This window comes from Pseudomonas sp. PA15(2017), from assembly GCF_001945395.1.
Taxonomy (GTDB): Bacteria; Pseudomonadota; Gammaproteobacteria; order Pseudomonadales; family Pseudomonadaceae; genus Aquipseudomonas.
In genome coordinates, this window is record NZ_MSXV01000052.1 from 170,261 (window position 1) to 191,218 (window position 20,958).

The 20,958-nt window shown below is 65.1% G+C and carries 16 protein-coding genes; 12 read left to right on the forward strand and 4 right to left on the reverse strand.

Annotated features, from left to right (window positions below):
- The first annotated feature begins 8 nt into the window (after positions 1-8).
- Genes BVH03_RS18190 through BVH03_RS18205 form a run of 4 tightly spaced genes read left to right on the forward strand, consistent with a single transcriptional unit; the run spans position 9 to position 2,299 of the window.
- The gene (locus BVH03_RS18190) at positions 9-311 is read left to right on the forward strand and encodes a MazG-like family protein (protein WP_075962474.1); all 303 of its coding nucleotides are present in this window, start codon (positions 9-11) and stop codon (positions 309-311) included.
- Positions 311-1,060, forward strand: coding sequence for a methyltransferase domain-containing protein (locus BVH03_RS18195; RefSeq protein WP_075962475.1), 750 nt, complete (start codon positions 311-313; stop codon positions 1,058-1,060). Before BVH03_RS18190 ends, BVH03_RS18195 begins: the two co-directional genes overlap by 1 nt.
- Positions 1,061-1,085: 25 nt before the next feature.
- A complete protein-coding gene (locus BVH03_RS18200; protein ID WP_075962476.1) occupies positions 1,086-1,703 on the forward strand; it encodes a DUF4136 domain-containing protein in 618 nt (205 codons plus the stop codon).
- 32 nt (positions 1,704-1,735) lie between these two features.
- A complete protein-coding gene (locus BVH03_RS18205; RefSeq protein WP_075962477.1) occupies positions 1,736-2,299 on the forward strand; it encodes a DUF4136 domain-containing protein in 564 nt (187 codons plus the stop codon).
- A 261-nt stretch (positions 2,300-2,560) separates the two neighbouring features.
- On the opposite strand, the gene BVH03_RS18210 is transcribed toward BVH03_RS18205, so the two are convergent.
- A complete protein-coding gene (locus BVH03_RS18210; RefSeq protein ID WP_075962478.1) occupies positions 2,561-3,496 on the reverse strand; it encodes an SdiA-regulated domain-containing protein in 936 nt (311 codons plus the stop codon).
- A gap of 261 nt (positions 3,497-3,757) precedes the next feature.
- Here BVH03_RS18210 and BVH03_RS18215 point away from each other — a divergent pair, with 261 nt between their 5' ends.
- The 6 genes from BVH03_RS18215 (at position 3,758) to BVH03_RS18240 (ending at position 12,961) form a co-directional block, all read left to right on the forward strand.
- Positions 3,758-6,049, forward strand: a complete 2,292-nt coding sequence (locus tag BVH03_RS18215; protein ID WP_075962479.1) for an ATP-binding protein — start codon at positions 3,758-3,760, stop codon at positions 6,047-6,049.
- 16 nt (positions 6,050-6,065) lie between these two features.
- Entirely contained in the window at positions 6,066-6,548 is a 483-nt protein-coding gene (locus tag BVH03_RS18220; protein ID WP_075962480.1) for a response regulator, read from the forward strand.
- Between the two features lie 61 nt (positions 6,549-6,609).
- A complete protein-coding gene (locus BVH03_RS18225; RefSeq protein WP_075962580.1) occupies positions 6,610-9,006 on the forward strand; it encodes a response regulator in 2,397 nt (798 codons plus the stop codon).
- Between the two features lie 67 nt (positions 9,007-9,073).
- Entirely contained in the window at positions 9,074-11,203 is a 2,130-nt protein-coding gene (locus tag BVH03_RS18230; protein WP_168175646.1) for an ATP-binding protein, read from the forward strand.
- Between the two features lie 110 nt (positions 11,204-11,313).
- Positions 11,314-11,607 carry a hypothetical protein gene (locus BVH03_RS18235; RefSeq protein WP_073262661.1) on the forward strand — a complete coding sequence of 98 codons (294 nt, stop codon included), beginning with the start codon at positions 11,314-11,316 and terminating at the stop codon, positions 11,605-11,607.
- A gap of 112 nt (positions 11,608-11,719) precedes the next feature.
- Positions 11,720-12,961: an MFS transporter gene (locus BVH03_RS18240; RefSeq protein ID WP_075962481.1), complete on the forward strand. Its 1,242-nt coding sequence runs from the start codon at positions 11,720-11,722 to the stop codon at positions 12,959-12,961.
- Positions 12,962-12,993: 32 nt separating this feature from the next.
- Here the strand turns inward: BVH03_RS18240 and BVH03_RS18245 are convergent, their stop codons facing one another.
- From BVH03_RS18245 to BVH03_RS18255, 3 genes are read right to left on the reverse strand one after another with little or no spacing between them, the layout of a single operon-like run.
- The gene (locus BVH03_RS18245; RefSeq protein WP_143486000.1) at positions 12,994-14,718 is read right to left on the reverse strand and encodes a J domain-containing protein; all 1,725 of its coding nucleotides are present in this window, start codon (positions 14,716-14,718) and stop codon (positions 12,994-12,996) included.
- Positions 14,715-16,238, reverse strand: coding sequence for a J domain-containing protein (locus BVH03_RS26455; RefSeq protein WP_075962483.1), 1,524 nt, complete (start codon positions 16,236-16,238; stop codon positions 14,715-14,717). Before BVH03_RS26455 ends, BVH03_RS18245 begins: the two co-directional genes overlap by 4 nt.
- A 5-nt stretch (positions 16,239-16,243) precedes the next feature.
- On the reverse strand, positions 16,244-17,935 hold the full coding sequence (locus tag BVH03_RS18255) for a molecular chaperone HscC (protein WP_075962484.1): 1,692 nt from the start codon (positions 17,933-17,935) through the stop codon (positions 16,244-16,246).
- A gap of 259 nt (positions 17,936-18,194) precedes the next feature.
- Here BVH03_RS18255 and BVH03_RS18260 point away from each other — a divergent pair, with 259 nt between their 5' ends.
- Complete coding sequence (locus BVH03_RS18260) at positions 18,195-19,484, forward strand: NCS2 family permease (RefSeq protein WP_075962485.1); 1,290 nt, start codon at positions 18,195-18,197, stop codon at positions 19,482-19,484.
- A gap of 277 nt (positions 19,485-19,761) precedes the next feature.
- A complete protein-coding gene (trmA, locus tag BVH03_RS18265) occupies positions 19,762-20,856 on the forward strand; it encodes a tRNA (uridine(54)-C5)-methyltransferase TrmA (RefSeq protein ID WP_075962486.1) in 1,095 nt (364 codons plus the stop codon).
- The last annotated feature ends 102 nt before the right edge of the window (positions 20,857-20,958 follow it).

Here is a 20,958-nt window from a genome sequence, read left to right on the forward strand (position 1 = left end):
GACGCCGCATGAACATTGCCGAACTCACCGCCCGCCTGCACGCCATTCGTGATCGCAACGACTGGCGCCAATTCCATGCCCCGAAGAACCTGGCCATGGCCGCCAGCGTGGAAATGGCCGAGCTGGTGGAAATCTTCCAGTGGCTTAGTGAAGAGCAGTCGCGCACCCTGCCGGCAGACAAACTCGAGCATGCTGGCCAGGAAATCGGTGACGTGGTGCTTTATCTGCTGCTCCTGTGCAGCGAGCTGGGCCTGGACATGGAGCAGGTGGTGCGCGCCAAGCTGGCCGATAGCGAACGGCGGTTCGCCTGATGAGCGACCGGCACTTCGATGAACTGGCGACCCGCTTCGCCGAGAAGATCTACGGCGGTGCCAAAGGTGCGATCCGCCTCGCGGTACTGCAGGCCGACCTCGCCGAAGCCTTGCCCGAACGCCCGCTGCGGGTACTCGACGTCGGTGCCGGCCTGGGCCATATGGCGCTGTGGCTGGCCGAGCGTGGTCATCACGTCACCCTGGCCGAGCCTGCCGCCCCCATGCTCGCCGGGGCCCGCGAGCGCTTCGCCCAAGCCGGCGTAACCGCCACGGTCATCCACGCGCCCTGGCAGGATCTGCCGGGCCGTTTCGAGGCGCCCTTCGACCTGGTCATCTGTCACGCGGTGCTCGAATGGCTGGCCGAACCGGCTGCCATCCTGCCCGCCTTGCACGGCCTGACCGCCGCCGAGGGCTGGCTGTCCCTGGCGTTCTACAACAAGGATGCGCTGATCTACCGCAACCTGCTCAAGGGTCACCTGCGCAAACTGCGCAAGGACGAATTCGCCGGAGAAAAGCAAAGCCTGACGCCGCAGCGCCCCCTCGACCCGCGGGAACTCGAATCGCAACTTGCCACCCATTGGCAGGTCGAACACAGGAGCGGCGTACGGGTGTTCCACGACTACATGCCACGGGATTTCCAGGCCAAGGCGCAAATTGCCGACCTGCTGGAGATGGAACTGGCGCACCGTCGCCATCCGGCCTTTGCCGGACTCGGACGCTACCTGCACTGGATCTGCCGGCCACGCTGAACCCTGCTCTGCCAGGAGATACGCCATGAAACGTTTTGCGCTGCTGCTGTTCACCACCGCCCTGGCCGCCTGCCAGAGCCATAATCCGTACACCACCGACTCAGCGCCCATTCCGCCAGCGCCGCCGGGCGCCGCCAACCATTTCGATCGCAGTGCCTACCCCGCCGCACCGCGCGACTACGCGGCCTACCGCAGCTGGGCCTGGCAGCAGCGCCCGGCCGGCAGCGCCTGGGCCAGCGCCGATCTGGTGCAGGACGCCCTCAACAATGCCTTGGATCAGCGCGGCCTGCGCCCAGCCCAGGGCAGTGCCGCCGCCGACCTCAAGGTACGCACCGACACCCGCCTGGAACGCCGCGTGCGTCAGGTGGCCGACAGCTATGACCCTTACTACGGTGGCGGTTATGGCAGCTTCGGCAACCGTGGCTACTATGGCAACGGCGTCGGCGTGGGGGCCCGCGTGCCGCTGACCCGCACCTATGAAGAGGAGGTCGTGGTGGTGCGCATCGATTTCTTCGACGGCCGCAGCGGCGCGCACGTGTGGAGCGGCCAGGCCGAAATGCGCAGCAGTGGCAGCCAGGCCGAGCGCGCCGACGCCTTGCGCAAGGCCGTCAGTGACGCCCTCGACGAATACCCGCCAGCATGAACCACCCCATCGATGGATTCAGGAGAAAACCGATGCGCCGTCTGCCTCTGCTACTGATTCCCGTGCTGCTGTTGCTCGGCGCCTGCCAGAGTCAGCAGATCAACCGCGACTTCGACGCCAGCCGCGATTTCGCTGCATATCGCAGTTGGAGTTGGCAAGAGCCGGCGGTGCAGTACAAGCCCGACGACCCGCGTATCCGCAGTGACCTCACCGAGCAGCGCCTGCGTAGCGCCGTGGCCGATCAGCTCGACCAGCGCGGCTTGCGCCCGGCAGCAGCTGGCGCCAAGGGCGATCTGCAGGTACAGGTCTGGCTGGTTGTCGATGACCGCCAGCAGCAGGTCAATAGCGGCTTCGGTGGTGGTTTCGGCGGTTACTGGGGCCCTTACTGGGGTGGCCCGGCCTACAATGAAACCCGCACCATCGACTACAAGGTAGCGACCGTGCAGGTCGACTTGTTCGATGGCAAGGACGGCAAGCTGGTGTGGCGCGCCAGCGACGAGCGGATCGTGCGCAATGCCGCCGGCAACCCGACCGAGCGGGAAGCGGAAATCCGCGAAACCGTCGGCCGTGTGCTCAGCCAATATCCGCCGCGCTAAGAGCCTGGCCTTTATGCGCATGCAGCGGCAACCACAAGGCAGAAGCGGAGATCGTTGCTTCACCTGAAGGAACGGGCGGGGGCGTCCAGTCCACGCCCATGACTCTTCGCGGGCATGGCCCGCTCCCATAGATAGTTACCAGTCCATCCTACGGGAACGATCGGCCGCTCCCGCGCCAAGGCTACAATCGCTTCGCGAGGTCGACGCTGCCACGCACAGCGTGGAGACCGAAGCGCCTACCGGCTCTGGTTATCGCGGCATCTAACCGCGGCCAAAGCGGTAGAACAGGTTCGGCTCGCTGACGATGTACAGGTTGCCCTCGTCATCGAAGGTCATGCCCTCGCCTTGGGGAATCGCTTTGCCAAGGCCGGCGAAGTCGCTGTTCAGGGTGCGGAAACCGATCAGCTTGCCGCTGTCACCATCGAGCTCCATGATCCGCTTCGACTCGTCACTGAGCAGCGCCAGGTGTCCGGTACGCTCATCGAAATGCACCGACGACAGGTCGGTGGCGAATACCGAGTCGCGGATCCAGTCCTCGTGGTCGAGGATCTCGAGACCGAAATTCCCCTTGATGCTGCTTTTCAATCCCCGAATCTCATAGAGCTTCATCGGCGAGTATTCTTTGGCGACGAACAGTCGGTCGCGCGCCCGGTCATAGCCGACGCCCTCGAATCCCTGGTTGCCATCGCGCTGAATGCCCAGGGTCAGGGCGCGATAGTCCTCGCGGAACAATGCACCGGAACGCTCGGGCACCGGCACCACCACCAGGCCGTGCTCGCGCTCCTCGGCCAAGAGCAGCAAGCCATCACCCAGGTAAGTCACCCCCTCGACATCACTGAAGCCGCTCAGCGGATAGCGCGCCAGCACCTCGCCGTCCTTGCTCATGGCCAACAGTTCTTCGGGGTTGTTGAGCACTGCCCAAAGCTGGTCACGCTGCTCGTCGTAGCTGAGGCCGGACAGGTTGTCCTCCACACCGCCGACTACCTTGGCATCCACCTGCACTTTGTAGTCTCGGCCCAGCAGGCTGCCCGGCGCCCATTGAGACACCGCCGGCGTGGTCAGCCAGTAATAGAGGCGATCATCCAGGTGCAGCGCGCGCATCTGATAGGCGGCGGCGAACAGCACGGCAAACAGCAACCACATCCATGGGCGCAGAACGGGCAGGCGGGAAAAAGCCCGCTTGGCGACAGATAGCATGAGAAGTCTCGACGTGGGAGGTGCGGGGCAGCGTGCCTGAGCAATGTTGCAATTACGCGGCACGCACGACGGCATTGAGAGAGGCGCCTGCCTGGGAAGTTCCTCACCACCCGGTTATGGCCAGCACTCCACTGCCGCCCGGCAGCTCCTGCCGATGATGGTTTACCCAGCCCGAAAGACCGTGCAGACTGCCGCAAGACAGTGCGCATCGCAGAGGCGATGGCGGCCAGCCCCGGCTGCCCGTGCCCCGCAAGACTATCCATGCCGCGCGGCCTGGAACTGAAGGAGATCATCTTGGCGTCCAGTGAAACCAGCACCTCCTTGAGCATTGCGATCGCCAACTGCGCCAAGGAATCCATCCATACTCCCGGCAGCATTCAGCCACAGGGTTTCCTGATGGTGTTCGACGAGCAGACGCTAAGGGTGCTGCAAGTGAGCGAGAACGTCGCCGACTGGCTGGATCTCGAGCCGGACTGGCTGCTGGGTCGTCATCTGGACGCGCTGCTCGAAGACGGCACCGTGCTGGCCGAGCGCCTGGCGCAATTATCCGACGACGACACCACGCCCTTTCATATCGGTGACGTGCGTTTTCGCGAAGGCAGCCGCCGTGGCGAGATGACGGCGATGGTCGCCCACCGTTTCGACCAGGTGCTGATCGCCGAATTCGAGACCACCAGCAACGTGATCACCGCTTACAACACCCTTTACCCGATGGTGCGCACCTTCATCGGCCACCTGCAGGGCGCCGAGGACATCGACGAGCTGTGCGCGTTGTCGGTGGCCGAGGTCAAGCGCGTGACCGGTTTCGGCCGGGTGAAAATCTACAGCTTCGACCCTGAAGGCAATGGCCTGGTGCTCGCCGAGAAGCTCGACGAGGGTTACCCCAGCTACCTGGGCCTCAGCTTCCCGGCTTCGGACATTCCGACCCAGGCCCGCCAGCTTTACGTGGCCAACCGCATCCGCGTGATCGAAGACGCCAACTACCAGCCCTCGCCGCTGCGCCCGGCCTGCAACCCGCTGACCGGCAAGCCGCTGGATCTCAGCTACGCGACCCTGCGCAGCGTGTCGCCGGTGCACCTGCAGTACATGCGCAACATGCAGACCATCGCCTCGATGTCGATCTCCATCGTGGTCGAGGGCCAGCTGTGGGGGCTGATTTCCTGCCACCACGCCAGCGCCCGCTCGGTCGGTTTCCAGACCCGCACCGCCTGCGAACTGCTGGGGCGCATGCTGTCGTTGCAGATCGAGGCGAAGATCGCCCACGCGCGCACCCAGCACCTCTTGCAACTGCGCCGCCACATCGTGCAGATGCTGTCGGCGATGGCCGACCGCGACAGCGTCAGCGAAGGCTTGCTGGCATTGCCCGATACCTTCCTCGACTTCGCCCAGGCCAGCGGCGCAGCGATCATCTCCTCCTCGCACTGCGACCTGATCGGCCAGACGCCGCCGCGTGACCAGGTCAACGCCCTCGTACAATGGCTGGGCGCCCGCCCGGGCGAGGACCTGTTCCAGACCGACAACGTGGGCCGCGACATCCCGCAATTGCCGGAGCTGGCCAAGCACGTCGGCGGCCTGCTGGCCGTGGCCATCTCGGAAATTCACTCTCACTACCTGATGTGGTTCAAGCCGGAGCAGAAGCGCGTGGTCGAATGGGCTGGCAAGCCCGAGAAGGCGGTCAGCGCCAGCGGCGCCCTCAGCCCGCGCAACAGCTTCGCGCGCTGGCAGGAAGAAATCAGCGGTTTCTCTACGCCCTGGCATCCCCAGGAGCCGGAAAGCGCCCTGGAGCTGCGCAACGCGGTGCTCGGTATCGTGCTGCGCAAGGCCGAGGAAATGGCCCAGCTGGCCAATGACCTGAAGAAAACCAACAAGGAGCTCGAGGCCTTCTCCTACAGCGTTTCCCACGACCTGCGCGCGCCGCTGCGGCATATCGCCGGCTACGCTGAGCTGCTGGGCGATTTCGAAGGCGCCAAGCTGTCCGAGCGAGGGGTGCGTTTTCTCGAGCACATCACCGAATCGGCACGTTTTGCCGGTACCCTGGTGGACAACCTGCTGAGCTTTTCGCAGATGGGCCGCTCGGCGCTGCGCTTCACGGACGTCAATCTGCAGGCGCTGGTCGAATCGATCCGTGAGGAAATGAAACCCGATTACCAGAGTCGAAACCTGGAATGGCACATCCAGCCGCTGCCGCGGGTGGTCGCCGATGCCGCTTTCCTGCACCTGGCCCTGCGCAATCTGCTGGCCAATGCGATCAAGTACAGCCGCGAGCGTGACCCGGCGATCATCGTGGTCGGCGCCCAGGAACACGACGACGAGGTGGTCATCTTTGTGCGCGACAACGGCGTAGGCTTCAATATGGAGTACGTCGACAAGCTGTTCGGCGTGTTCCAGCGTCTGCACCGCATGGAGGAATTCGAAGGGACCGGCATCGGCCTGGCCAGCGTACGACGTATAATCGAGCGTCACGATGGACGAGTCTGGGCCGAGGGCAAGATCGATCAGGGCGCCACTTTCTATTTCGCGTTACCCAAACGCCACCACCCCGTCATGTCATGACGGGTCGAGGACTTTAATGCTCAAACCTATTCTGCTGGTCGAAGACAATCCACACGATCTGGAGTTGACCCTGATCGCTCTGGAGCGCAGCCAGCTGGCCAATGACGTGATCGTCATGCGCGATGGTGCCGAGGCGCTGGACTACCTGTTCCGCCGTGGCGACCATGCCGAGCGTCTGCCCGGCAACCCGGCGATCATGATGCTCGACCTCAAGTTGCCCAAGGTCGACGGCCTGGAAGTACTCAAGGTGGTGCGCGACTCGCCCGAATTGCGCAGTATTCCGATCGTCATGCTGACCTCGTCGCGCGAAGGCCCGGACCTGCAGCGCGCCTACGAATTGAACGTGAACGCCTACGTGGTCAAACCAGTCGAATTCAAGGCTTTCGTCTCGGCCATTTCCGATCTGGGCGTGTTCTGGGCAGTGCTCAACGAGCCGCCTCCCGGCTCCTTGCGCCTGCAGCGACGCACCAAGGATGACGAGCAAACCGATGACAACTGACCGCCCGCACCCCATGCGTAATTCCCTGGCCTAACCACAGACCGTGATCGACGACCTTTCCATGCCGCTTGTGCCTATCAAACTCCTGTTCATCGAAGACAGCCCGCATGACGCGGAACTGGCCCTGCTCGCACTGGAACGCAATGGTCTGGCAGTCGACAGCACCCTGGTCTACGACCACGAGGCCGCCGAACGCGCGCTGAAGAACCAACGCTTCGACCTGATCCTCTCCGACTACCTGTTGCCCGGTTCCTCCGGTGCCCAGGCACTGGAAGTGGCACGCCGCCTGGCTCCGCAGACGCCGTTCATCTTCCTGTCCGGCATGTTCGGCGAAGAGCACGCGGTGGAGATGATGCGCCTGGGCGCCGTCGACTACGTGCTCAAGCAGAACCTGCCGTTTCTGCCCAAAGCCATCGACCGCGCCATGGCCGAGGTCAACGAACGCGAAGAACGGCGCCGCGTGGAGGACACCCTGCAGGCCGTCGAGGCCCGTGCACGACTGGCCATCGGCGCGGCGCGCATGGGCATGTGGGATTACGTGCCGGCCACCGATACGCTGATCTGGGACGAACGCTGCCGCGCGCTGTACGAACTGGACAAGGGCGCCGACGTCAACATGGCCCTGTTCCTCGGCCGCTGCCACCCCGATGACCGTGCGCAGCTGCGCCAGCGGGTCAACGAAGCGCTGGCCACCGACAGCGGCAACGAGTTCCAGGCCGAATTCCGCCTGCCCCTGAGCAACGGCAGCAAACGCTGGATCTCCGCGCGCGGCCAGGCGTTCTTCGACGATGGCCAGTGCACTCGCTTTCTCGGCGTGCTGCACGACATCACCGAACAAAAACAGGCCAACGAAGCCTTGCTGCGCCTCAACGACGTGCTCGGCGAGCGCGTCGAAAAGCGCACACGCGAGCGCGACCGCAACTGGGAGCTGTCCCGCGATCTGCTCGCCGTACTGCGTTTCGACATGCGCCCCAGTGCCCTCAACCCGGCCTGGGAGCAGACCCTTGGCTGGGCGCGCCAGCAGCTCACCCAGGGCCCGCTATGGGAACTGGTGCACAGCGACGATCAGCAGGACACCCGCTCGCACATCGAGCGCGTGACCTCGGACAACGTCTCGGTGCGTTTCGTCAACCGCATGCGCCATGCCAGCGGCGACTATCACTGGCTGTCGTGGATCGTGGTGCGCGACGACGACCTGCTGTACGCCACGGTGCGTGACATCACCCACGAGCGCGCGGTGGTCGAGGAACTGGCCGCCACCAACCAGCAATTGCGCGAGCAGATCGCCGAGCGAGAGCGTGTGGAAGCGACCCTGCAGCAGATGCAACGTCTGGAAGCGGTCGGCCAGCTCACCGCGGGCGTCGCGCACGATTTCAACAACCTGCTGACCGTGGTGCTGACCAGTACCAGCTTCCTGATCCGCGACCTGGAAAAGGGCAACCTGGACAAGGCCCGCGGTCGCCTGCAGAACATCACCGATGCCGGCGAGCGCGGCGCCAAGCTGACCGGCCAGCTGCTGGCCTTCTCACGGCGCCAGCGCCTGGTGCCGGAGGCGGTCAACCTCGGTGAAACCGTGCAGGGTATGCTCGAACTGCTGAAAAGCACCCTGGGCGGTAGCGTGCTGATCGAGACGGCCACCGAGCCGGACCTGTGGCATGCCCGGGTCGACCCGACGCAGATCGAACTGATCATCCTCAACCTGGCGATCAACGCCCGCGACGCCATGGGTGTGGGCGGTACGCTGCACCTGAGCACCAGCAACGAAGTGATCAGCGAAGCCCCGCGCCGCCCCGAAGACCCGGAGCCGGGCGACTACGTGGTGCTGTCGGTGCAGGATTCCGGTAGCGGCATGAGCGAGGCGGTGCTCGCCAAGGCCTTCGAGCCGTTCTTCACCACCAAGGAAATCGGCAAGGGCTCGGGCCTCGGCCTGGCCCAGGTATTCGGATTCGCCAAGCAGTCCGGTGGCGGCGCACGCATTCTCACCAAGATGGGCGTCGGCACCACGGTCATGGTCTATCTGCCAGGCCTGCGTAACGTGGTGCAGGCGCAGGAGCAGGAGCAGGTGTCCAGTCAGCCGCTGCCGATCGCCGAGCCAGGCGACCAACGCACCATCCTTCTGGTCGACGATGACCCGCGGGTACGCGAGGTCACCGCCCTGACGCTGGATGCGCTCGGCTATCAGGTGCGCGAGGCCCACAGCGGCCTCGATGCCCTGGCCAAGCTCGACGACGACATCGACCTGCTGCTTGCCGATTTCGCCATGCCCGGCATGAACGGCGCCGAGCTGGCCCAGGCAGCGCGCCGCCGCTACCCGGAGCTGCCGGTGGTGTTCGTCACCGGCTACGCCGAACTGGGTGGGCTGGACGTCGATGAAACGTTCATCGTGCAGAAGCCCTACCGCAGTGACGAACTGGCGGAAAAACTGCAGCATGCCTTCGCCAGCGGCAAGCTCACCTGACTCCACTTACCCTGCAGCCCCCAGCGGACTGCAGTCGCTGCCAGAGCGCAGGATAGGCGACCGACCGATGTCCGCGAAGCAGAACACGCCACCGCAACCCTGCCTGTTCGCCGGTCAATCCGGCGACACGGTCGAACTCATCCGCCGTTTCGACTGGGCGGCCACCGCCCTCGGCCCCATCGAGGGGTGGCCGGATGTGCTGATCAGCACCACGCGCCTGATCCTGTCCTCGCCGACGCCCATCGTGCTGCTGTGCGGCGACCGTGGCGTGCTGATCTACAACGACGCCTATGCGGCGTTCGCCGGCCAGCGTCACCCGGACATCTTCGGCCTGCCAGCCGAGGACGCCTGGCCGGAGATTGCCGAGTGGAATCGCCACGTGATCAGCATGGGCCTGAGCGGTCGCTCCATGAGCCAGGAGAGCCTCCACCTGCCGTTGCGCCGTCCCGGCCTGCAGGATGATGCGTGGATGAACCTCTACTACAACCCACTGTTCGATAATACCGGTCGTTCCCACGGCATGATGTGCATCGTGGTGGAGATCACCAACCAGATCGTCGCCATCGAACAACGCAGCCAGGCCGAAGCGGAACTGCGCAGCGCCAACGAACGCATCGAGCTGGCGCTCAACGCCGGCGCCGTGCTCGGCACCTGGGTGTGGGACATTCCCAATGACCGAGTGACCGGCGACGAGCGCTTCGCCCGCGCCTTCGCCGCCGACCCGCAGCAGGCCGCCAGCGGCATGGCGCTGGATCGTGTAGCCCTGGCCATCCACCCCGAGGACCGGCCCCGGGTACGCGCGATGATCGAGCAGACCATCACCAGCGGCGGCAGCTACCGTGCCGAATACCGCGTGCTGCAGGCCGATGGCGGCTACCGCTGGATCGAGGCCAACGGCCGCTGCGAGTTCGCCCCCGACGGCTCACCGCTGCGCTTTCCCGGCGTGTTGATGGACATCGACGAGCGCAAGCGCACCGAACTGGCCCTGCGCCAGCTGACCCAGACCCTCGAGGAGCGGGTCAGCGAAGCCGTGCTGCAGCGAGTCCAGGCCGAGGAGCAGCTGCGTCAGGCGCAAAAGATGGAAGCCATCGGCCAACTGACCGGCGGCATCGCCCACGACTTCAACAACCTGCTGGCCGGCATCCTCGGCAGCCTGGAGCTGATCCAGCGCAAGCTGCCGGGCGACGAGCATCCGCAACTGGCGCGCTTCGTCGACGCGGCCATCGCCTCGGCCAACCGCGGCGCCTCGCTGACTCACCGCCTGTTGGCGTTTGCCCGGCGCCAGTCGCTGGACATGCGCCCGGTCCAGGTCAACGCCCTGGTGCGCGCCCTCGAGGAGCTGCTGGTGCGTACCCTGGGCGAGCAGATCAGCCTGGAAACCCGGTTGGCCGATGACCTGTGGCCAACCCGCAGCGACGGTCACCAACTGGAAAACGCCCTGATCAACCTGGCCATCAATGCGCGCGACGCCATGCCCGGCGGCGGCAGGCTGCGCATCGAAACCCGCAACACCCAGCTCGGCGCGCTGGAGGCGCAGAACCATCAGGTACCGGCCGGTGACTATCTGCTGCTGTCGGTCAGCGATAGCGGTTGCGGCATGCCCGAGGAAATCATCCGCCACGCCTTCGAGCCATTCTTCACCACCAAACCCATCGGCCAGGGCACCGGCCTGGGCCTATCCATGGTCTACGGCTTCGTCAAGCAGACCGGCGGCTACCTGCATCTGGAAAGCCAGGTCGGCCGCGGCACCACCCTGAACCTCTACCTGCCGCGCCTGCCCGTGGCGCCTGCCGAGCTATCGCATAGCACGACGCCCAAAGCGCCGCGCGGTACCGGCGAGCGCATCCTGGTGGTGGAAGACGACAAGGTGGTGCGCATGCTGATGGTCGAGGTGCTCGAAGAACTCGGTTACAACCTGATCCAGGCCAGCGACGCACAGAGCGCCCTGGGCCTGCTGGAGCAGCACGCACCGCTCGACCTGCTGCTCACCGATGTCGGCCTGCCCGGCATGAACGGCCGCCAGCTCGCCGACGCGGCCCGGCAGCGCCAGCCGGGCCTCAAGGTGCTGTTCGCCACCGGCTACGCCGAGGGCGCCGAAGTGCGCGACGGCTACCTGGGCAAGGACATGGACATGATCGCCAAGCCGTTTTCCTTCGAGGCGCTGGCCGGCAAGCTCCAGGCCATGCTCGCCGATTGACCGGCCGCAAGCGCCTGCGGCGCAGAAGCCGGGAACTCCGCACCGAGGCCGCGGCTCAATAGTCAGCACCCTGGCGCTTGTCGCCCTTTCCGTTTTTCAGGAACCCCTGCATGCGCGTAGAAGGCTTTTTCGAATCCCTGGGCGAGGCGTTCGGCTCGTTCATCCGCTTTATCGTCGACGCCCTGAGCGGCGTGTTCGGCATGCTCGGCGGCGCAGTCGCCAGCTTTATCGACGGCCTGTCCGGCGCTTTGGGGGTTACTCCATCGCTGCTGAGCATCGCCGTGCTGCTGCTGGGGCTGATCCTGCTCTACAGCGCGGTGCGCTCGTTCATGCGCGGTTCGGTGATCGGCGGGCTGATCTGGCTATTGCTGGGCCTGTGGCTGCTTAGCGGGCTGATCCACTAAACGCTACGGCGCGCGCAGCGTTGCTGATCTGAAGTCGTCAGACATCTTGCATCCAAATGTTACAACGGACGTGCTAGGCTGAGCGGCCGTCGTTAGCCGCCTAAGTACTCCAATGTCCGTTCATGGTCAGTTGCTACTGCGTCATCACACGCCTTTCATCCGCTTCTGGCTGGCACGGGTGTTCACCGCCAGCGGCTTCCAGATGCTCACCGTGGCCATTGGCTGGCAGATGTACAGCCTCACCGGCAACGTGCTCGACCTGGGCCTGGTCGGCTTGGTCGAATTTCTGCCCAAGATCCTCTTCATCCTGCTGACCGGCCACGTCGCCGACCGCTTCGACCGCCGCAAGGTCGCCGCGCTGTGCCAGTGCGGCCAGGCCACCGTCGCCATCACCCTGTTGATCGGCAGCAGCACGAGCAGCCTGACCCGCGAGATGATCTTCGTCATCGCCTTCATGATGGGCACCGCGCGGGCCTTCGAGATGCCCACTACCCAGGCGCTGCTGCCCAACATCGTGCCGCCGGGCCTGTTCCCCGCCGCCGTGGCCGCGTCCAGCTCGGCGATGCAGACCGCGACCATCGTCTCCCCCGCCCTGGGCGGCGTGCTCTACGCCGTGGCGCCGGCCTGGGTGTATGGCCCGGCGCTGGTGCTGTACCTGATCGCCGTGGGCATGATGCTTAGCCTGCCGTCGCAGCAGAAACCGCTGAAGCAGAAAATCTCGGTGGAATCGCTGCTGGCCGGCTTCCGCTTCATCCGCAGCCGCCCGGAAGTGTTTGGCGCCATCTCCATGGACATGTTCGCCGTGTTGCTCGGCGGTGCCACCGCGCTGCTGCCGGTGTTCGCCAAGGACATCCTGCTCACCGGCCCCTGGGGCCTGGGCCTGCTGCGCTCGGCGCCGGCGGTGGGCGCGTTGCTGATGTCGATCTACCTGGCGCGCCACCCCATCGAGCGGCGCGTCGGCCCGGTGATCCTCGGCTCGGTGGCGATCTTCGGTGTGGCGACCATCGGCTTCGGCCTGTCCACCTCGCTGTGGTTCAGCCTGGCGACCCTGGTGCTGCTCGGCGCCGCCGACATGGTCAGCATGGTGATCCGCGGCGCCTTCGTGCAGCTGCAGACGCCCGATGACATGCGCGGCCGGGTCGGCGCGGTGAACAGCCTGTTCATCGGCGCTTCCAACCAGCTCGGCGACTTCCGCGCTGGCGTCAGCGCCGCCTGGTTCGGCACCGTTCCAGCCGTGCTGATGGGCGGCGTCGGCGCCATCGGCATCAGCCTGCTGTGGATCAAGCTGTTCCCGGCACTGTCGAGCAGGGATCGGATTCGTGATCCGTTGGTGGGGGATGAGAAAGCCTCCTAGCCAGATAGCAGGATGCTCTCAGCCTGGAGCGCCTAGGGCGCTTGCGTTTGCGAAGGCGTTTCACCGGGGGTCCGCCGAGCCTCGCTTGCCCTGCCGGGATGCATACACGCTTCGCGACTGGTGTAGCCAAGAACCTTGCAAGCATCCAACAGCGACGAAGGTTGCGTGGCCTTTATATCCCGCTCCTTCTGCGCCAACGCGATGATCATTTGCAACAGAAGTAGGGCCATCGTTAGGATCATTACCCAGATCACTATCTGCTTACCTAGCGCTGCCAACAGGCGATAGGCGAGGATTATCCAGGCAGCCGGAGCTCCACCGCGCGATGCTACATCAAGGAACTGCACGCTAAGGATAAACGTCGTCAGCGCCATCAAAGTGGCTGCTATGGGATCGGCCGCCCAGTGAGCGGTCAGAATCGCAAAGGCCACACTGGGCACGATATGCCTCAGCAACAGCAGGCCGCTGCCGCCGCGCACCCAACGCGGCGGTATCAAGCGCATACTGATGCCCATATCGAAAACTATGCACAACCTGGCCAGCCTGTTCCACAGTTTGATAAGCAAGCGGAACACGAGCAATAACGCCGTGCCGAGGGCTGCAACCGCAGCCACCGTAACGGCAAGGTCCTTGGCGCTTTCAGATGGGCTGCTCAGTACGAATATCACCAGGCAGAGATACAACCACAGCAAAAGGTAGAGCTGCACCCAGCCATTGCCCGGGTGCCAATCCCGCCACCGTGGCAAATAAGTCAAACCCAAATCGTTCAACAGGTCGTCATGATGTTCGACGCGCCAAGCCAGCGCCCCGCAGGCTTGCCAGTCGGCATCATCGAAGCCATCCACCAACTTGCGGCGCTCGCCTTCGCGCATCGGTTTGAGTAACAGCCAGACAGCACGCGACTCCGAGGAGGCCGGTTGCTTTTCGTTCAGCGACTGGCGCAACTCGGCGCGCAGCACCATGGCGCCACGGCGTAAACAAAGCTCGTCCCAACGCTCGTCGTCACAAGGCAGCTGACCCCGAGCTTCGTCCCAGTCGAACAGCCGGCAGATTTCGTCAAAGAAACTCAGTGACCAGCCGACGTTACTTTCGAGCAAGCCCAGCACGCCTTGCTGCAGATAACTGCTGCGATCGAATGGCTGAACCCAGGGCTGCCTGTTCAACTGCCTGACTGACTCGAGAACCGCCTGTTCCTGCCCCGCCTCCAGTTGCGAATGCCATTGCCACAATTCGGCATCAAGCAGGCGCTCGGCCAGGACGTTCATCGTCGGCATCGGCAGATAATCGGCCTGCCATGGCGTTAACCAGTTCAGCTGCGTCATGGCCCAGCGCACGCTGTCATCAACCTGGTTGCCGGGCAGCTGAGAGCGGCGCAGCAATTCCAATTCGAATGCCCTTTCCTGCTCGGCCTCCCGAGCCTGGAGCAGCGCGTCATCAAGCGAAGCGCAGCTATCCAGCAGATTGCCGACCCACGCTTGGTCATCGTGATACCGCTGCTGGATCTCCGTCACTGGCGTGGTCAGTTGCCGTGCATCGCTAAACGGCGCTGGCGTAAGAGACTCGTCGAGCGCAACAGGTACCTCCATGTACTGGGAGCGCTGCGCCCAATCCAACGCCCACTCATAGGCCTCACGCAGCCGCTGGAACGCTTCGGGGTTCTCGTCGGGGCGGGTCTGCTTGAGCAGCTGCGCGTAGCGGCGCTTGATGGTGCGGGTGTCGGCCTCGGCGTCCAGGCCGAGCAGTTCCCAGGGGTTCACCACTCGGCCTTCTTGCTGTAGTCAACCTTGAAGGCGCCGGTGCGCCACATCGACCAGCGCGGCCAGGGTGAGCGACGGCTGCCGACCAGGCCGAGGAACAGCACCTCGAGCGCCAAGGCAATGCCGAATGCGGCCCAGCCGGAAACCAGATTCGGCGCGAACGCAGCGACGATCATCGCGAAGAGCGCAGCCGGCAGGCCGTGGCGCAGCACCAGCATGCCGGCGCCACGGTCACGCCAGGCAGCGGGCAGCAGCAGTCGGCTCAGCGGCACGTCGAGGCGCGTCAGGTAACGGGCCAGGCGACTCCAGCCGCGGGCGAGCATCACCATCCAGGCGACCACCCCGACGCTGATCAGCAGGTCCTTGAGCCCCAGGCCGAGATAGCCGCCCGAACGTTCCAGGTACACCGACATCTGCGCGTCCTGCAGCGAGGTGGTGAACATGGCGGTGAACAGCATGAGCCAGGCGTAGACCGTGGCCGGCACTGTCCATTGGCGCGGCTGCCAACGCCGCCAATCGTCATCGATCTGCAGGCCGAGCAGTTCCATCAACTCGGGATAGCGCTCGGTAAGCAGCTCGTCCAGCCCCTGACAGGCCTGCCAGTCTTCACTGTCGAAGCGGTCGACCAGTTGCCGTGCATCACACTCACTCATGGACTTTAGCAGCAGCCAGGCGGCACGCTCCTCGGTACGCAACGGCCAGTCCAGCTCCAGCTGCTGCAACAGGCGCTGGCCCACGGCGTGGCGCTCGCAGCGCCAGCACAGCCAGTTCCAGCGCTCGACGGAGCACGGCAGCTCGCCGGTGTCCTCGTTCCAGCCGAACAGCCGGCACAGGCGCTCGAACAACCCGCCCGACCAGTGCTCGGTGATTTCGAGCATCCAGACCATGCCATCCTGCAACTGCTGGCGACGGTCGAACGACTGCAGCCAGTCGCTGGCCAGTAGCGCGGTGGCAGCCTCCACGACGGCGCGCTCCTCGCCGGCCTGCAAGCGATGCTGCAGGGTTTCCAGCTCCAGCGCCAACAGTCGTGCGGCCAGTGCGTCCGAGTGGCTGCGCGGCAGGTAATCGGCTTGCCAGGGCGACAGCCACTGCAAGTGCTGCATCCCCCAGCGCAGGATGTTCAGACTCTCTTCGTCCAGGGTGGCGCAACGTGCCAGCAGATAACGCTGCAGATCGGTTTCCAGCGACTGCTCGCGAGCCTGCTGCAGGGCGGCGTCCAGTGACGCGCTGGCCTGCAGCAATTGTTCGATGCGCGCATGCGGTGGCTCTTCGGTGGCGGCCACCACAGCAGGTTCGTCCTGCACTACCGACGCGGGCACCTGCCATTGGTCGGTGCCGTCCTCCGGCGACCGATCCTGGGCGGCGGCACGGGCCAAGGCTTGCTCGTAGGCTTCGCGAAGGCGCTGGAAGGCGTCGGCGTCCTCGTCAGGGCGGTGCTGTTTGAGCAACTGCGCATAGCGGCGCTTGATGCTGCGGGTATCGGCGTCGGCGTCCAGGCCAAGCAGCGTCCAGGGATTCATACTGATCAGTACCCTTGTTCGATGGCATCCAGGCGCGCGGCCACTTCACCCCGGGCCTCGCGGATTTCCCGCTCGTCCTGGCGCTCCAGAATGCTGGCGAAGTGCGCGGCCAGTTGCCCGACGTGCTCACGCAGGTCACCCAGGCACTCCTGATACAGCCGCTCCATACGCGCCATCAGGGCGCTGTTGACCTGCTGGTCACGCGGGTGGACCTTGAGCGCCTGCAGGGCGGCGAAGCGCTCGGCGATTTCCTCGGGGCTCAGCACACCAGGGTTGTTCTCGATCACCAGGCGATGGCTTTCGCCGGTCAGCGGCGTGTCCACCTGGGCTTCGAGCAGGCCGTTGATGTCGTAGGTGAAGCGGATATCCAGCGAGACTTCGCCAGCAGGCCGCGCCGGCACGGCCACGTCCAGCTCGCCGAGAAAGATGTTGTTGGCCACCAGCCGGCTTTCGCCCTGAAAGATGCGCACGCTGACCTGTTTCTGCCCGTCATGCAGGGTATACACGCTCTGCACCCTGCTGACCGGCACCACGCAGTTGCGTTCGATGATCGGCATGTAATGGCCGCTCTGCTGCTGGGTGCCCACCTGTTTGGTGATTTCCACGCCCAGGCTGTAGGGGCAGACGTCGGTGAGCACCACTTCTTCGAGCGTGGCATCGCGGGCCTTGAGCGCGGCCTGGATAGCGGCGCCCTGGGCGATCACTTCGTCGGGGTTCAGGTGCATGGCCGGGAAGCGCCCGAACAGGCTGGCCACCAGCTTGCGCACCAGCGGCATGCGCGTGGTGCCGCCGACCAGCAGCACTTCGTCGAGATCGGCGACCTTGATGCGCGCATCGCGCAGGGCCCGCTCGATGGGCGCGCGCAGGCGTTCGAGGAGCGGTTCGCAGACGCTCAGCAGCTTGTCCTGGCTCAGCGGCAGCGTCCATTCGCGACCCTCTTCGCGCAGTTGGAACGTTGCCTCGAGCTGTTGCCCAAGGGCATGACGCACGCGCTGGGCCTCGCGGCGCAGGCGCTGATGAATCGCCGGCTGCTGGTGATCGGGCAGGCCCTGGTTCCCCATGGCAGTGAGAAAGTGGGCGACCAGAACATCATCGAAGTCCTCGCCACCGAGGAAGTTGTCGCCGGCACTGGCGCGCACTTCCATGATGCCGTCGAACAACTCCAGCACCGACACGTCGAAGGTACCGCCGCCCAGGTCGAAGACCAGAAAGGTCGCCTCACCCTTTTGGTGCAGGCCGTAGGCCAGGGCCGCAGCGGTGGGTTCGTTGATCAGCTTCTCGACTTTCAGCCCGGCCAGCTCGCCAGCGATGCGCGTGGCCTTGCGCTGGGCGTCGCTGAAATACGCCGGCACGCTGATCACCGCTTCGCTGACTGGCTGCCCATAGGCGCGCTCGACGTCCTCCTTGAGGCTGCGCAGCACCAGCGCGGACAGCTCTTCCGGGCGGAACGAGCGCGTGCCCAGGCGGGTGTTCTGAGCGCTGCCCATGTGCCGTTTGAACAGGGCGGCGGTAAGGTGCGGATGGGTCTGCAGGCGCTCGCGGGCGATGTCGCCGACCACCAGCTGATCGTGGTCGTCGAGGCCGACCACACTGGGCGTCAGCAGGCGGCCCAGGGCGTTGGGCACCAGCCGCGCCGCCTCGCCGTCCCAGACCGATACCAGGCTGTTGGTGGTACCGAGGTCGATTCCGATGATCATGTGCGTTGCAGCCTCCCTGTGCGTGCCGGCCAGCGGCGCGTGATGCGCCGGGCGGGGCGATATTAGAGCGCTCTGACACGGCCGGGTAAAGGAGGTTTCCCGCACGTTGCCAACTTGCCGACAGAGACGGCTGCCGAGGCCTGGGGCGGGCTGCTATGATGCCGCGCTTTCGTGGATCGGCAACGCGATATGGCACGTGAAGTGCTTTGCTTGCGCTCTGCATACTTCAAACGCGCGTTCGCTGCCATCGGAGCTCCGCATGCTGGAAAGACTGTTCCAACTCAACGCACACAACACCAATGTGCGCACCGAAATACTCGCCGGGGTCACCACCTTCCTGACCATGGCCTACATCCTCTTCGTCAATCCGAGCATCCTCGGCGAAACGGGCATGGACAAGGGCGCGGTATTCGTCGCCACCTGCCTGGCTGCGGCCTTCGGTTCCGCGGTGATGGGCCTGATCGCCAACTACCCGATCGCCCTGGCGCCGGGCATGGGTCTCAACGCCTTCTTCACCTACACCGTGGTGATGGGCATGGGCCACACCTGGCAGGTCGCGCTGGGTGCGGTGTTCCTGTCGGCGTGCCTGTTCTTTCTGCTGTCGATCTTCAAGATCCGCGAATGGATCATCAACAGCATCCCGCTGGAGCTGCGCTCGGCGATCGCCGCCGGCATCGGCCTGTTCCTGGCGCTGATCGCCCTGCAGAACGCCGGCATCGTCGCCGCCAACCCGGCGACCATGGTCGGCCTCGGCGACCTGGGCTCGCCCGCCGCGTTGCTGGCGATCCTCGGTTTCTTCCTGATCATCGGCCTGGAAGCGCTGCGCATTACCGGCGCGGTGCTGATCAGCATCCTGGTGGTCACCGGCCTGAGCATCCTGCTCGGGGTCAGCCAGTTCGGCGGCGTGGTGTCGATGCCGCCATCGCTGGCACCGACCTTCATGCAGCTGGATATCGCCGGCGCGCTGGACGTGGGCCTGGTCAGCGTGATCTTCGCGTTCCTGTTCGTCGACCTGTTCGACAACTCCGGCACCCTGATCGCCGTGGCCAAAAAGGCCGGCCTGATGCGCAAGGACGGCCACCTGCCGAAGATGGGCCGTGCGCTGATCGCCGACAGCACCGCGGCCCTGGGCGGCTCGCTGCTGGGCACCAGCACCACCACCAGCTACATCGAGTCGGCGGCGGGCGTCAGCGCCGGCGGGCGCACCGGCCTGACCGCCATCGTGGTCGCCGTATTGTTCCTGTTCGCGCTGTTCTTCGCACCGCTGGCCGGCAGCGTTCCAGCCTTCGCCACCGCCCCGGCACTGCTGTTCGTGGCCGTGCTGATGGCCTCGGGCATGGCCGAGATCGAGTGGAGCGACATCACCGTTGCCGCGCCGGTAGTGGTCACTGCCCTGGCCATGCCACTGACCTACTCCATCGCCACCGGTATCGCCTTCGGCTTCATCACCTGGGTCGCCGCCAAGACCTTGGCCGGGCGGTTTCGCGAACTCAACGGCATGCTGGTCGCGCTGGCCGTCTTCTGCGTGATCAAGCTGGCGTTGTTCTGAACGTTCGCTGGTGGGCTGAATCGGATCGCCGTCCGGCCCACCCATACGCGACGGCGTTTTAGACCGGTCATTGTGGGAGCGGGCGGGGACGCCCAGGCCATGCGCGCGATTCGCGGGCATGGCCCGCTCCCACAGGTCCTTTTGATCGTTCCCACGCTCTGCGTGGGAACGCCGCCCCGGACGCTCAGCGTCCCCCTCACCAATAATCGACGACACCGGCACGCTGGCAGCGGAATCGCTACAATGGCGCCCCGTTTTCCTGCCGCACGAGTGACCGATGAGCCGTCCCGCATTCGACCCCGCCGCCTACGACGCCCAACTTGCCGAGAAGAAAGCCCGCCTGGTCGAACTGCTCGCGCCGTTCGCCGCGCCTGAGCCCGAGGTGTTCGAGTCGCCGCGCGAGTATTACCGCCTGCGTACCGAATTCCGCCTATGGCGCGAGGCCGGCAGCGAGCACCGTCACTACGCGATGTTCGAGGCCGGCGACAAGCACAGCCCGATCTTCTTCGAAGACTTCCCCATCGCCAGCCTGCGCATCAACGAACTGATGCCGCGTCTCAAGGCCGCCTGGCAGGCCAGCCCGGCGCTGGGCTTCAAGCTGTTCCAGGTCGAGTTCCTGACTACCCTGACCGGCGATGCGCTGATCACCCTGTGCTACCACCGCCCCCTCGATGACGCCTGGGAAGCCGCCGCCACTCAGCTCGCCGAAGAACTGCAGGTCAGCCTGGTCGGCCGCTCGAAGGGCAAGCGCATCGTGGTCGGTCGCCCATACGTGGAAGAAGAACTGCAGGTCGCCGGTCGCCGCTTCCGCTATCGCCAGCCGGAGGGCGCCTTCACCCAGCCCAATGGCGAGGTGTGCCAGAAGATGCTCGGTTGGGCCTTTGAGGTACTGGGCCAGCGCGATGACGACCTGCTGGAGCTGTATTGCGGTAACGGCAACTTCACCCTGCCGCTGGCCACTCGCGTGCGCAAGGTGCTGGCCACCGAGATCAGCAAGACCTCGGTCAATGCCGCCTTGGCCAACCTGGCCGACAACCAGATCGATAACGTCACCCTGGTGCGCCTGTCCGCCGAGGAGCTGACCGAAGCACTCAATGACGTACGCCCGTTCCGTCGCCTGGCCGATGTCGATCTGAAGAGTTACGACTTCGGCAGCGTCTTCGTCGACCCGCCCCGTGCCGGCATGGACCCGGATACCTGCGAGCTGACCCGCCGCTTCGAGCGCATCCTGTACATTTCCTGCAACCCGGAGACCCTGGCGCAGAACATCGCCCAGCTGCACGACAGCCACCGCATCGAGCGCTGTGCGCTGTTCGACCAGTTCCCCTATACCCATCACATGGAGTCGGGCGTGCTGCTGGTGCGCCGCTAGGCTGTAGGAAAAGTACCTGCGCTCGGTGATGCTTCGTTAAAAATCGCGTCGGCCTGCTCATTTACCGCTCGTAAACTCGAATGCGAGCCCAGTCCGTGCCCC